The sequence below is a fragment of the Parasedimentitalea psychrophila genome, from assembly GCF_030285785.1.
Lineage (GTDB): Bacteria > Pseudomonadota > Alphaproteobacteria > Rhodobacterales > Rhodobacteraceae > Parasedimentitalea > Parasedimentitalea psychrophila.
This window is the reverse complement of sequence record NZ_CP127247.1, coordinates 1,855,238-1,868,761: the sequence shown is the minus strand read 5'-3', so window position 1 is coordinate 1,868,761 and position 13,524 is coordinate 1,855,238. Positions and strand designations below refer to the sequence as shown.

At 63.0% G+C, this 13,524-nt stretch carries 11 protein-coding genes; 9 read left to right on the top strand and 2 right to left on the bottom strand.

Annotation, left to right across the window (positions count from 1 at the left end):
- Positions 1-116: 116 nt before the first annotated feature.
- Entirely contained in the window at positions 117-1,106 is a 990-nt protein-coding gene (deoC, locus tag QPJ95_RS09015) for a deoxyribose-phosphate aldolase (RefSeq protein ID WP_270917479.1), read from the top strand.
- Between the two features lie 84 nt (positions 1,107-1,190).
- Positions 1,191-3,527 (top strand): aldehyde dehydrogenase family protein, encoded by a 2,337-nt coding sequence (locus QPJ95_RS09010; RefSeq protein ID WP_270917478.1) that lies wholly within the window; start codon positions 1,191-1,193, stop codon positions 3,525-3,527.
- Positions 3,528-3,637: 110 nt separating this feature from the next.
- Here the strand turns inward: QPJ95_RS09010 and QPJ95_RS09005 are convergent, their stop codons facing one another.
- The gene (locus tag QPJ95_RS09005) at positions 3,638-3,829 is read right to left on the bottom strand and encodes a DUF1674 domain-containing protein (protein ID WP_270917477.1); all 192 of its coding nucleotides are present in this window, start codon (positions 3,827-3,829) and stop codon (positions 3,638-3,640) included.
- 86 nt (positions 3,830-3,915) lie between these two features.
- Between QPJ95_RS09005 and QPJ95_RS09000 the strand changes: the two genes are divergently transcribed.
- From QPJ95_RS09000 to QPJ95_RS08970, 7 genes are all read left to right on the top strand, one after another.
- Positions 3,916-5,202 carry an RsmB/NOP family class I SAM-dependent RNA methyltransferase gene (locus tag QPJ95_RS09000; RefSeq protein WP_270917476.1) on the top strand — a complete coding sequence of 429 codons (1,287 nt, stop codon included), beginning with the start codon at positions 3,916-3,918 and terminating at the stop codon, positions 5,200-5,202.
- Between the two features lie 92 nt (positions 5,203-5,294).
- Positions 5,295-7,037: a heparinase II/III family protein gene (locus QPJ95_RS08995; protein ID WP_270917475.1), complete on the top strand. Its 1,743-nt coding sequence runs from the start codon at positions 5,295-5,297 to the stop codon at positions 7,035-7,037.
- 21 nt (positions 7,038-7,058) lie between these two features.
- A complete protein-coding gene (purH, locus tag QPJ95_RS08990; RefSeq protein ID WP_270917474.1) occupies positions 7,059-8,648 on the top strand; it encodes a bifunctional phosphoribosylaminoimidazolecarboxamide formyltransferase/IMP cyclohydrolase in 1,590 nt (529 codons plus the stop codon).
- A 16-nt stretch (positions 8,649-8,664) separates the two neighbouring features.
- The gene (gene lspA, locus QPJ95_RS08985) at positions 8,665-9,144 is read left to right on the top strand and encodes a signal peptidase II (RefSeq protein WP_270917473.1); all 480 of its coding nucleotides are present in this window, start codon (positions 8,665-8,667) and stop codon (positions 9,142-9,144) included.
- A gap of 53 nt (positions 9,145-9,197) precedes the next feature.
- The gene (locus QPJ95_RS08980; RefSeq protein WP_270917472.1) at positions 9,198-9,713 is read left to right on the top strand and encodes a DUF3035 domain-containing protein; all 516 of its coding nucleotides are present in this window, start codon (positions 9,198-9,200) and stop codon (positions 9,711-9,713) included.
- Between the two features lie 171 nt (positions 9,714-9,884).
- Complete coding sequence (locus QPJ95_RS08975; protein WP_270917471.1) at positions 9,885-11,228, top strand: M16 family metallopeptidase; 1,344 nt, start codon at positions 9,885-9,887, stop codon at positions 11,226-11,228.
- On the top strand, positions 11,225-12,544 hold the full coding sequence (locus tag QPJ95_RS08970; protein WP_270917470.1) for a M16 family metallopeptidase: 1,320 nt from the start codon (positions 11,225-11,227) through the stop codon (positions 12,542-12,544). The genes QPJ95_RS08975 and QPJ95_RS08970 overlap by 4 nt, the downstream gene beginning before the upstream one ends.
- 102 nt (positions 12,545-12,646) lie before the next feature.
- On the opposite strand, the gene dapB is transcribed toward QPJ95_RS08970, so the two are convergent.
- On the bottom strand, positions 12,647-13,456 hold the full coding sequence (gene dapB / locus QPJ95_RS08965; protein WP_270917469.1) for a 4-hydroxy-tetrahydrodipicolinate reductase: 810 nt from the start codon (positions 13,454-13,456) through the stop codon (positions 12,647-12,649).
- Positions 13,457-13,524: the final 68 nt, after the last annotated feature.

Genomic DNA, 13,524 nt, shown 5'->3' with positions numbered 1-13,524 from the left:
AGAAGAGTTCAATTTTGTCCAATTAGTCAAATTTACCGTGCGGAATGCGCGCCAGTTGCTTGCGCAAGAGGCCACAGTCGTGCCACCGTTCCCCCCTGAGCTTTCGAGGACGCATGATGGACAGTCAAACAGCAGAACGAACCGCGCAGTCGCCGCAGGTGACCGAACCGCGCAATCCCGGCATGGCGCTGGATCTGGACTGGGTGGCAGGCGTGCAGGCCAATACCTCGGCCATTGAACGGCGCGCCGCCAGCCTGCCCGGTCGGCGCAGCGTCAAAAAGGACTATCAGGCCGCATGGTTGCTAAAGGCAATCACTCTGATCGACCTGACCACCCTGTCCGGCGACGACACCGCAGGTCGGGTGCGCCGCCTCTGCGCCAAGGCACGCCAGCCGGTCCGCGCCGACTTGCTGGATGCGCTTGGCGTTGACGGCATCACCACCGGCGCGGTCTGCGTCTATCACGACATGATCGCGCCCGCCGTGCAGGCCCTGCAGGGGTCTGGCATTCCAGTCGCCGCCGTCTCCACCGGCTTTCCGGCTGGCCTGTCGCCGTTTCACCTGCGCCTGGCCGAGATCGAGGAAAGCGTCAAAGCCGGCGCCCAAGAGATCGACATCGTGATTTCCCGCCGCCATGTGCTGACCCAGAACTGGCAGGCGCTCTATGACGAAATGAAAGCCTTTCGCGTTGCTTGCGGCGAGGCCCATGTCAAGGCGATCCTCGCCACCGGAGAACTGGGCACCCTGCGCAACGTCGCCCGTGCCTCGCTGATCTGCATGATGGCCGGGGCTGATTTCATCAAGACCTCCACCGGCAAGGAAAGCACCAATGCCACCCTGCCGGTGTCGCTGGTGATGATCCGCGCCATCCGCGACTACTATGACCGCACCGGCTACCGGATCGGCTACAAACCGGCCGGCGGCATCTCCAAGGCCAAGGATTCTCTGGTCTATCTGTCGCTGATCAAAGAGGAACTGGGAAATCGCTGGTTGATGCCAGACCTGTTCCGCTTTGGCGCCAGCTCGCTGCTCGGCGATATCGAACGCCAGTTGGAACACCATGTCACCGGCTCCTATTCGGCCGGCTACCGCCACCCAATGGCATAACGCCGGTTCGGCTCTAACCGGAATTTTCCAAAATTCCGGACCGTTTTCTGCGAGGAAACGGATACAGGACAAAAGGTTAGAACAATGACCGTTAAAGAGATTTTTGAAACCATGGACTATGGACCCGCCCCCGAAAGTGCCGTTGAGGCTCTGGCCTGGCTGGTCGATCAGGGCGACCGCTTTGGTCACTTCATCAATGGCGCCTTCACCCCGCCCGGCGACGGGTTTGACAGCCGCAACCCGGCCACCGGCGAGGTGCTGGCGACGCTGACCCAGGCCAGCCAGGCGGATGTCGATAGTGCCGTCTCTGCCGCCCGCAAGGCGCAGCCAAAATGGCAGGCCCTGGGCGGCGCCGGACGCGCCAAATATCTCTATGCGCTGGCCCGCCTGCTGCAGAAACATTCGCGCCTGTTTGCGGTGCTGGAAAGCCTCGACAACGGTAAACCGATCCGCGAGGCGCGCGACATTGATATCCCGCTGGCGCAGCGGCATTTCTATTATCACGCCGGCATGGCGCAACTGATGGACACTGAGCTGCCCGACGTTCAGCCACTGGGAGTCTGCGGTCAGATCATCCCGTGGAACTTCCCGCTGCTGATGCTGTCGTGGAAAATCGCGCCCGCACTGGCGATGGGCAATACCGTGGTGCTGAAACCGGCGGAATACACCTCGCTGACCGCCTTGCTGTTTGCCGACATCTGCCAACAGGCCGGCCTGCCCGCAGGCGTGGTCAACATCATCACCGGTGATGGTGCCGTGGGCGAAATGATCGTCGCCGCCGAGGTCGACAAGATCGCCTTTACCGGCTCCACCTCGGTGGGCCGCCGCATCCGCGAGGCCACCGCCGGCTCCGGCAAGGGGCTCACCCTCGAGCTGGGCGGCAAATCCCCCTATATCGTCTTTGATGACGCCGACCTCGATTCGGCGATCGAAGGACTGGTGGATGCGATCTGGTTCAATCAGGGCCAGGTCTGCTGCGCCGGCTCGCGCCTGCTGGTGCAGGAGGGCATTTCCGAAGTGTTCCACGCCAAGCTGCGCGCCCGCATGGACAAGCTGCGCATCGGCAACCCACTGGACAAATGTATCGACGTCGGCGCCATCGTCGACCCGGTGCAGCTGGAGACAATCAGCGCACTGGTCGCCGCCAACACCGCAGGCGAGATGTACCAGCCGCAGATCCAAATGCCCGAGGCTGGCTGTTTCTACCCGCCAACCCTGATCGAAGGGCTGACCCCCTCGGACTCCCTGATGCAGGAAGAGATATTTGGCCCGGTGCTGGTCTCCTCCACCTTCCGCACCCCGGCTGAGGCGGTCGAGATGGCCAACAACAGCCGCTACGGTCTGGCCGCCACCCTATGGAGCGAGAACATCAACCTGGCGCTGGATATCGCGCCAAAACTGGTGGCTGGCGTGGTCTGGATCAACGGCACCAATATGTTCGACGCCGCTGCCGGTTTTGGCGGAGTGCGCGAAAGCGGCTTTGGTCGCGAAGGCGGCTGGGAAGGGCTCGGTGCCTATACCAAACCCACAACCAAGACCAAACCGCTGGCTCTGGTCAAACCGTTCACGGGCGAGGGCGCAGCGGCAGATCCGCTGGACCGCACCGCCAAAATCTATGTCGGCGGCAAACAATCCCGCCCCGACAGTGGCTACTCAAATGCCATCTATGGCAAATCCGGCACCTTACTGGGCCAGGTCGGCCTGGCCAGCCGCAAGGATGTCCGCAACGCAGTAGAGGCCGCAGCCGGTGCCAAATCCTGGGCTAAAACCACCGGCCACCTTCGGGCTCAGATCCTGTATTACATCGGTGAAAATCTCTCCGCCCGCGCTGCAGAGTTCGCCCAGCGCATTGACGCCATGACCGGGGCAAAAGACGGCAAAGCCGAGGTTGAGACCTCGATCCAGCGGCTATTCACCGCCGCCGCCTGGGCCGACAAATACGACGGTCAGCTGCACAATGTGCCGATCCGTGGCGTCGCCCTGGCAATGAAGGAACCCACCGGCGTGATCGGCGCGCTCTGCGCCGACGAAGCGCCGCTGCTGGGGCTGGTCTCGGTGATGGCCCCGGCCATTGCCATGGGCAACCGGGTGGTCCTGGCCGCCTCGCAGCCATTCCCGCTGGCGGCCACCGATTTCTACCAGGTGCTGGACACCTCAGACGTGCCCGCCGGTGTGGTCAATATCCTGACCGGCTGTCACACCGATATCGCCAAGCCATTGGCCATGCACCTGAACGTCGATGCGTTGTGGAGCTTTTCCTCCAGCCCCCTGTCCGCCGCCATCGAGGCCGCCTCAGCCGGCAATTTAAAACGCACCTGGGTCAACAACGGCCAGACCACGGACTGGTCGCAGGACCACACCAAGCGTTTTCTGCAGGCCGCAACCGAGGTCAAAAACATCTGGGTGCCCTACGGCGAATAGGCAGGCGCAGCCAGGCCTTCTGCAAGGCCTTCTGCGGGATCGCCTTCATCTGGCTGAAAATATCCCGGGGGTGTGGGGGCTGGCCCCCACCCTGCCCTCCAAAACCACCGTCAAAAATCGATAGCAATGCCCTTTTTCTCCCAGTCGCCATAGCGCACCGGGTCCAGACCATCGCGGCCACCCAGCTCTTTGGGCGGTGGCGCCTTGGCCGCAGCCGCTTTGCGGCGCTGTTCCGCCTCACTCAGGGCGCGGATGGCCGCTGGCGGCAGATCAGGCTTTTCAGGTACAGTTTGATCACTCATCGCGGGTTCCTTTATGCTGAACCCATGATATACGCCCCTGTCTCGCGGGAACAACCCGCATGCCGCACCCGCTTTAGGAGCTGACCATGTCCAAACCCACCACCCAATCGGCAACTCAGGCGCGCCGCAGCGCAATCTATTTGCTGGACCAGGTGCTTGGCGAGGGGCGGCTGCTGCCCGAGATTCTCGCCGCCGGAACCCTGGACACGCTGCCCCCCGAAGAGCGGGCGCGGGCGCAGCGACTGGCAACACAAACCCTGCGCGGGCTGGAACGCGCCGACCGGCTGCTGAAAAAGCACCTGCGCAAAAAGACCCCGTTGATGGTGCATAATGCACTGCGGCTGGGCACCGTCGAGCTGTGCCAGGGGGCCGCTGCCCATGGCGTGGTGAATTCGATGGTCGAGATCATCTCCAAACACAAACGCCATGGCAAGCTTAAGGGTCTGGTCAACGCGGTGCTGCGCAAAATGGCCGACGAAGGCCCGGCAGGATGGGCGGAACGGCGGGTGCCACGGCTGCCCAAATGGCTGCGCAGCCCATTGGCCCAGGCCTGGGGAAACGAGGCAATGGCGGCGATGGACCAGGCCCATTTCAACGGCGCTCCGCTGGATATCAGCGCCAAACCCGGCGCCGATCTGACCGATCTGATCCATTTGAATGGCACCACCCTGCCCACCGGCTCAGTCAGGCTGGCCACCGCCGGGCAAGTTTCGGCGCTGCCCGGATTTGACGATGGCACCTGGTGGGTGCAGGACGCAGCTGCGGCGCTGCCGGCCCGGGTGCTGAACCTGCAGCCCGGCGAATCAGTGCTGGATCTCTGCGCCGCCCCCGGCGGCAAGACGCTGCAAATGGCGGCGGCCGGAGCCAAGGTCACCGCGGTGGACATTTCCAAGGGGCGGATAGCGCGGCTGCAGGACAACCTGACCCGCACCGGGCTGGTGGCCTCGCTGGTGGTGGGCGACGCGCTAGAGCAGCAGGGGCAATATGATGCCGTGCTGCTCGACGCGCCCTGCTCGGCCACCGGCACCATCCGCCGCCACCCCGACCTGCCATACGCCAAGGACGGCAGTGAATTCGGCCCGCTGATCGAGTTACAGGCGCGGATGCTGGCCCATGCCTGGAGCCTGGTGAAACCCGGCGGCCGTTTGCTGTTCTGCACCTGTTCGCTGCTGCCAGACGAGGGCGAATGCCAGGTTGAGGAGGCGCTGGAGATGTTTGCCGATATGACAGTGGACCGCGACGCGCTGGCTCTGCCCGGTGTTGAGGCCGCCTGGATCACCAGCGAGGGCGGGTTGCGGCTGCGCCCCGATTACTGGGCCGATCGTGGTGGCATGGACGGGTTTTACATGGCCTGCCTGCGCAAAGCCGCTTGAGTTCAGCCGGCCTTTGTATTCACCGGTGACTTGCGACAGCGCCCGCGTTATGCTCCGGCCGAAACGCCAGCAGAGCGTATGAGGCAGAGAGCATGTCCAGACACGATAGATCGGCGAGCCGGAGCACCCGCTTCCTGAACGGCCTGTACGCCCGGCTGGCGCGCAGGCAGGCGGCGGCAACGGGGTTTGTCTCGCAACCCGAACCCCGCACCATTGGCAGCTTTGCCCGTGGCCGACAGCTGGTGGCCGGCAATCTGCTGTTTGCCGGCTATCTGGTTGAATCACCCACCACCGGCCTGTGGGAGGTCGAGGCGCCCGACCTGGCTTTTGACGCCGAGAGAAACGGCTTTGCCTGGCTCGATGACCTGGCCTCGGTGGGCGACCTGCCAGCCCGTGAAAAAGCCCAGAAATGGCTCTGGGGCTGGATCAAGGCGCATGGCAAGGGCCGCGGCCCTGGCTGGTCTCCGGATTTGACCGGTCGCCGGGTGATCCGCTGGATCAACCACGCACTGTTTCTGCTGCGCGGCCAGGACAAAGATGCCAGCGACGCCTTTTACCGCTCGCTGTCGCAACAGACCTGGTTTTTGTCACACCGCTGGCACGGCGCCGCGCCCGGCCTGCCCCGGTTCGAAGCGCTGACCGGGCTGATCTACGCCGGGCTGGCGCTGCAGGGCCGCGAAGAGCTGGCCGATCCGGCGATCAAGGCGCTGGCGCTGGAATGCCAACAACAGATCGACGATCTGGGCGGCCTGCCAACCCGCAACCCCGAAGAATTGCTTGAGGTCTTCACCCTGCTCACCTGGGCGGCAGCGGCCCTGCACGAGGCAGGACGAACCGTACCGCACGCCCATACCGCAGCAATCGAACGCATCGCCCCCACCCTGCGCACCCTGCGTCACAGTGACGGCGGGTTGGCCCGGTTTCACGGCGGCGGCCGTGGCCTGGAGGGCTGGTTGGATCACGCATTGGCGGCCAGTCATGTGGCTGGCATCCAGGCAGACCGGTTGGCGATGGGCTATGCCCGATTGTCAGCCGGCCGCAGCTCGGTGCTTATCGACGCCAGTGTGCCGCCGCTTAGCGCCGCCTCGAATAACGGTCATGCCTCAACCCTGGCCTTTGAGCTCACCTCGGGGCGACGACCCTTTATCGTCAACTGTGGATCGGGTGAGGCCTTTGGCGTTGAATGGCGCCGCGCAGGCCGCGCCACCCCATCCCATTCCACCCTCTGCATCGAGGGTCACTCCAGTGCCCGCCTGAAACCACCGCAAAAGGGCAGCGGCCATGAGGCGCTGACGGAATCCCCCGATAGCGTGCCGGTTGAGATCAGCGAGATCGCCAGTGGCTTTCGCTTTCAGGGCGGTCACAACGGGTTTGCCCGCCATTTTGGCCTGACCCATGCGCGCACACTGGAACTGTCCTTTGATGGTCGGACGCTTTCGGGTGAAGATATGCTACTGGCGCTGGAAGACGCATCAAAACGGATATTCGACCGGGCGATGGACGCGGTGTCGCTCCGCGGTATCGGCTTTGACATCCGGCTGCATTTGCACCCCGAAGTAGACGCGGCACTTGACTTGGGGGGCACCGCCGTATCCATGGCACTCAGAAGCGGTGAAATCTGGGTGTTCCGCCACGACGGAGGCTGCGAGCTAAAGCTGGAACCCAGCGTCTACCTGGAAAAGAACCGCCTGAAACCACGCGCGACAAAACAGATCATTCTCTCTGGCCGGGCAATGCAGTATGCCACCCGCGTAAGGTGGACGCTAAGTAAAGCCCAAGAGACTGCGATTGCCGTGCGCGACCTGAACCGGGATGACCCGGTAATCTTTGACTGAGCCTGCAAAGGACTGCCTGTTATGACCGACCTTCACCCCGTACGCCGTGCGCTGCTTTCCGTATCCGACAAGACCGGCCTGATCGAGCTGGGCCAAGCGCTGTCCGCGCGCGGTGTTGAACTGCTCTCCACCGGCGGCTCTGCCAAGGCGCTGCGCGATGCGGGCCTGACGGTCAGGGATGTCTCTGACGTCACCGGCTTTCCCGAAATGATGGATGGCCGCGTCAAGACCCTGCACCCCGGCGTTCACGGCGGGTTGCTGGCGCTGCGCGACAATGATGCGCATGTTGCAGCGATGGCTGAGCACGGCATTGTTGAAATCGACCTGCTGGTGGTCAACCTCTACCCGTTTGAGGCCACCGTGGCCAAGGGCGCCGACTATGACACCTGCATCGAGAACATCGACATCGGCGGCCCGGCAATGATCCGCGCGGCGGCCAAGAACCACGGCTTTGTCAACGTGGTGGTGGATGTCGAGGACTATGACGCCCTGCTGGCCGAGCTGGAGGCCAACGATGGCCAGACCAGCTACAAGTTCCGCCAGTGGCTGGCGCAGAACGCCTATGCCCGCACCGCCGCCTATGACGCCGCGGTCAGCAACTGGATGGCCGCTGCGCTAGAACTGCAAGCCCCCCGTCGCCGCGCCGTGGCAGGCCAGCTGGCGCAGACTCTGCGTTACGGCGAAAACCCACATCAGCAGGCGGCCTTTTACCTGGATGGCTCCGCCCGCCCGGGTGTTGCCACCGCCACTCAGGTGCAGGGTAAGGAACTGTCTTATAACAACATCAACGACACCGATGCGGCGTTTGAGCTGGTGTCGGAATTTGACGCCGCCAACGGCGCCGCCGTGGCGATCATCAAACACGCCAACCCCTGCGGTGTGGCACAGGCGGCGAGCCTGACCGAGGCCTACCAAAAGGCCTTTGACTGCGACCGCACCTCGGCCTTTGGCGGTATCGTGGCGCTGAACATGCCGCTGGACGCCGCCACCGCAAAAGAGATTGTGCAGATCTTTACCGAGGTGGTGATTGCCCCCGGCGCATCGGATGAAGCAAAAGCAATCTTTGCCGCCAAAAAGAATCTGCGGCTGCTGCTCACCGACGGGCTGCCCAATCCGCTGGACAGTGGCATGACCACCCGTCAGGTCTCGGGCGGCATGCTGGTGCAGGACAAGGACGTCGGCCACCGCGCCATGCAGGATCTCAAGGTGGTGACCAAAATCGCCCCGACAGAGGCACAGATGCGCGATCTGCTGTTTGCCTGGAAAGTGGCGAAACACGTCAAGTCCAACGCCATCGTCTATGTCAAAGACGGCCAAACCGTCGGCGTCGGCGCCGGCCAAATGAACCGCCTCGACAGCGCCACCATTGCCGGGCTGAAAGCCCAGCGCATGGCCGATGTGCTGGAACTGGACAGCAGCCTGGCCAAGGGCTCTGCGGTGGCTTCGGATGCTTTCTTTCCCTTTGCCGATGGTCTGCTGGAAGCCGCCGCTGCCGGCGCCAGCTGCGTCATTCAACCCGGTGGCTCGATGCGCGACAATGAGGTGATCGCAGCTGCGGACGAGGCTGGCCTGGCCATGGTCTTTACCGGCATGCGCCACTTCCGCCACTAAGGAAACAGGCAGGGGTATGGCAATGCGTTGGATGTTTTGGGCTGCTTTTGCGTCCCTTTTGCTGGATCAGGCAAGCAAGTATCTGGTGATCCACTGGATGCAGCTATGGCGGCTCCGCAGCATCGACGTGTTGCCGCCCCTGCTCAACTTTCGCTATGCCGAAAACCGCGGCATCAACTTTGGCCTGTTCGGAGATGGCACGGACGCCATGCGCTGGATCCTGATCGGCGTGTCGCTGGTGATCTGCGTCGCGGTTGCGATCTGGATCCGGGGCTGGCACCCGTCGCGCTGGATGCAGCTTTCGGCCGGGCTGGTGATCGGCGGCGCATTGGGCAATGTGGCGGATCGGCTGCTATATGGCTACGTGCTGGACTTTCTCAATATGTCCTGTTGCGGCATTCGCAATCCCTATTCTTTCAACGTCGCCGACATCTTTATATTCGCCGGCGCCGCGGGCCTGATCCTCTTTGAAAACCGGGATAAAAAGGCCGCGTGACCTTGGAATTAAAATGCTGTAAAAGCACGTCAAACAGGCAGGAGTACGGGGCCATGCGGATCCCTCTGGGTGTAATTTTTCTGACCACAGCGGTGGCCCTGGCGGGTTGCAGCTCAACAGGCCTGCGCGAATTGCAGCAGCCCGGCACTGGACCAGATGAATTTCTGGTGATGCCAGCCGAGCCGCTGACAGCGCCCGAAGACTATACCGCGCTGCCCGCCCCGACACCGGGCGGCACAAATCTGACCGACCAGAACCCTCAGGCCGAGGCCATTGTTGCCCTTGGCGGCAACCCGGCGGCGCTGAACGCAGGTGGCGCCGTCCCCTCCAGTGATGGCGCCCTGGTCACCGCCTCCAGCCGATATGGGGTCGAGCCCGACGTACGGACCGCCCTCGCAGCCGAGGACGCCGTCTTTCGCAAGCGCGAGCACCGGACCGCACAGTTCAAGCTATTTTCAGTTGATCGCTACGAAGATGCCTATAAAAAAGAAGCCCTCAATCCATTTGAAGTTAGCCAGCGGTTCCGAGATTCCGGATATATCACCCCTTCGGCTCCTCCGGGACAATAGGGCTCACGTTTACGACAGACAGGTCGCTACACTCTTGACCGCGGCCTGCTGAACTCTGAACTCTGAACTCTGAACTCTGAACTATCCGGTCGGCCGTCCCTGGACCCAGATGCGCGTTTTATGCGCATCCAGATCACCTGTCGGCCCCTGTGAAACCAAGGAGAATTCCGTATGATCAGACGGATCGCATGGGCGAGCGCATTGCTCTCGGCCAGTTGGGCCGCCCCGACAATCGCCGGTGAGGACCTGGTGTCCAGTTTCACCCTTGGCAATGGGATGCAGGTTGTTGTGGTCGAGGATCACCGCGCCCCGGTGGTGCAGCATATGGTCTGGTACCGGGCCGGCTCTGCCGATGAACCCAAAGGCCAGTCCGGGGTGGCGCATTATCTGGAACACCTGCTGTTCAAAGCCACCGATACGCTGGCCTCTGGCGAGCTGTCATCGACGGTGGCGGCCAATGGCGGTAAGGACAATGCCTTTACCAGCCACGATTACACCGCCTACTACCAGCGGATCGCCTCGGACCGGCTCGAACTAATGATGCGGATGGAAAGCGACCGCATGGTCAATATCCGGCTGACTGAACGCGACATTACCACCGAGCGCGAAGTGATTCTGGAGGAGCGCAACCAGCGCACCGACAACAACCCCCGCGCCCTGTTCCGCGAACAATCCAACGCGGTGCAATACCACAATCACCGCTACGGTGTGCCGGTCATCGGTTGGCGCCACGAGATGGAAAGCCTCGACATGGGGGACGCGCTGTCGTTTTACGGCACCTATTATGCGCCCAACAACGCCATTCTGGTGGTCTCGGGCGATGTTGATCCGGCCGAGGTGAAATCGCTGGCCGAGGTCTATTACGGCGCAATCCCGGCCAATCCGGATCTGCCCACACGACTGCGCACCAAAGAGCCCCCGCAGACCGCAGCCCGGCGACTGACCTTCAAAGATGCTCGCGTCGCCCAGCCCTATGTGCAGCGCTCCTATCTGGCACCGGAACGCGACAGCGGCGCCCAGCAACAGGCGGCGGCGCTGTATCTGCTGGCCGAGCTTCTGGGCGGCGGCACCACCTCTTATCTGGCCAATGCGCTGCAATTCGACCAGCAGATCGCCGTCTATACCGGCGCGTTTTATTCCGGCATGTCGCTGGACGACACCACGTTTTCGGTCCTCGTCGTGCCCAGCGAAGGCATCACCCTGCAACAGGCCGAGGATGCGCTGGACCAGACCTATGCCGATTTTCTGGCCGAAGGCGTAGACGCCGAACAGCTGGACCGAATCAAACTGCAACTGCGCGCTTCTGAAATCTATGCCCGCGACAATGTCGATGGCATTGCCAACCGCTATGGCCGGGCGCTGACCTCAGGGCTGACCGTCGCCGACGTTCAGGCCTGGCCCGATATCCTGCAGGCGGTCACCGCCGAACAAATCATCGCAACCGCCAAGCAGGTGCTCAGACCCGAGGTTTCTGTCACCGGCTGGCTGATGCGCGACGAGGAGATCATCCAATGACCGGTTTCAAACGGATTGTGGCCACACTGGCCACCTGCCTTCTCGCCCTGCCCGCGCTCGCTGAGGTGAAAATCAAACAGGTCACCTCACCCGGGGGCATCACCGCCTGGCTGGTCGAGGACCACTCGATCCCCTTTACCGCGCTGGAGCTGCGCTTTCGCGGCGGCACCTCGCTGGACGCGCCCGGCAAACGCGGCGCCATCTACCTGATGTCCGGCCTGCTCGAAGAGGGCGCCGGTGATTTGATGGCACAGGACTACGCCAAAGCCCTCGAAGCGCTGGCGGCGTCGTTTTCCTATGACACCAGCAAAGACACCACGTCGATCTCGGCGCGTTTTTTGACCGAGAACCGCGACGCCGCCATCGCGCTGCTGCGCGACACCCTCCACTTGCCCCGGTTTGATCAGGTTGCAGTGGACCGGGTGCGGGGTCAGGTGCTGTCCGGGCTGCGCTCGGATGCCAAAGACCCCAATGACATCGCCGGGCGCGCCTTTTCGGCGATGGCCTACGGCGACCACCCCTATGGCAGCGACGGCAAGGGCACCATCGACAGCGTCACCGCGCTCAGCCGTCAGGATATTATCGACGCCCACGGGGCTGTGTTTGCCCGCGACCAGCTCTACGTTGGCGCCGTCGGTGACATCAACGGCGAACAACTGGGCGCCCTGCTCGACACCCTGCTCGGCGATTTGCCCGAAACAGGCGCGGCTATCCCCGGCCCGGCCACGGTGACCATTCCCGGCGGCGTCACCGTGGTTGATTTCGACACGCCCCAGTCCGTCGCCCTGTTTGGCCAGATCGGCATCGACCGCGACGACCCGCGATTCTTTGCCGCCTATGTGATGAACCAGATCCTCGGCGGCGGCTCCTTTGAAAGCCGCCTGATGACCGAGGTCCGCGAGAAACGTGGCCTGACGTACGGGGTCTATTCCTACCTGGTGCCGCGCGACCTGGCTGCGGTCTACATGGGCTCGGTTGCCTCGGCCAATGACAAGATGGCGCAGGCGGTACAGGTGATCCGCGATGAATGGCAAAGCATGGCAACCAAAGGCGTCACCCCGCAAGAGCTGCAGGATGCCAAAACCTATCTGACCGGAGCCTACCCGCTGCGGTTTGATGGCAACGGCCCGATTGCCTCGATCATGGTGGGGATGCAGGTGCAGGGGCTGCCCATCGACTACATCGCCACCCGCAACGACAAGGTAAACGCCGTCACCCTCCAAGACGTCAACAGCCTGGCCGCTGAACTGCTCACCGCCAACGGGTTGCACTTCATCGTGGTTGGCCGCCCTCAAGGGCTGCAAACCAGCAACTAACAAAAAAACGGGGCCTGGCCCATTCCGCCACGCCCCGTTTCTTTTTGCCAAAACTACTCCCGCCGGAGGCAGCGGCCCAAGGGGCCGCTTTTTCACGGGTCGCTACAGCCCCAGAACATCCAGCATATCATACTGACCCGGATCCTTGCCCTGCCCCCACAGCGCCGCCTTCAAGGCACCACGGGCAAAAATGGCGCGATCGGTGGCCATATGGCGCAGCACGATGCGTTCGCCAGCAGCGGCAAACAACACATCATGTTCACCAACAATGTCACCACCGCGAATCGCACTGAACCCGATATCGCCCCGCTTGCGCGCGCCGGTGATTCCATCACGTCCACTGTCGGAAACATCGGCCAGGGTCACGCCGCGCCCCTCGGCCGCTGCCTCACCCAGCATCAAGGCGGTGCCGGATGGCGCATCCACCTTGTGGTGGTGATGTGCCTCGATCACCTCAATATCGAAATCCTCGTCCAGCGCTGCCGCCACCTTTTTGGTTAGCTGCACCAGCAGGTTGACGCCCAGGGACATATTGCCAGCCCGCACGATCACCGCATGGCGCGCCGCAGGCTCCAGCCGGGCGATCTGCGCCTCAGACATGCCGGTGGTGCCAATCACATGCACCGCCCGCGCCTGTGCTGCCAAGGCGGCAAACTCCAGCGTCGCCTCGGGCGCGGTGAAATCAATCACCGCCTGCGCCCGAGAGAACGCCTCAAGCGCGTCATCGGTAACTGAAACCCCCACCGCCGCGCCGCCCATGGCAACGCCAACATCCTGACCAACCCAAGAATGGCCCGCGCGTTCAACCACGCCCACCAGCCTGGCCCTGTCACTGTCCAGCACCGTGCGGATCAGCATCTGCCCCATCCGCCCTGATCCACCGGTAATCACGATCCCTGGCTTATCCGTCATCTGCCCTACCCTTTTCACTCAAGCTGCTTTTTTCCTAACCGCAATGGCACCGCTTGGCAAAGCCTCGG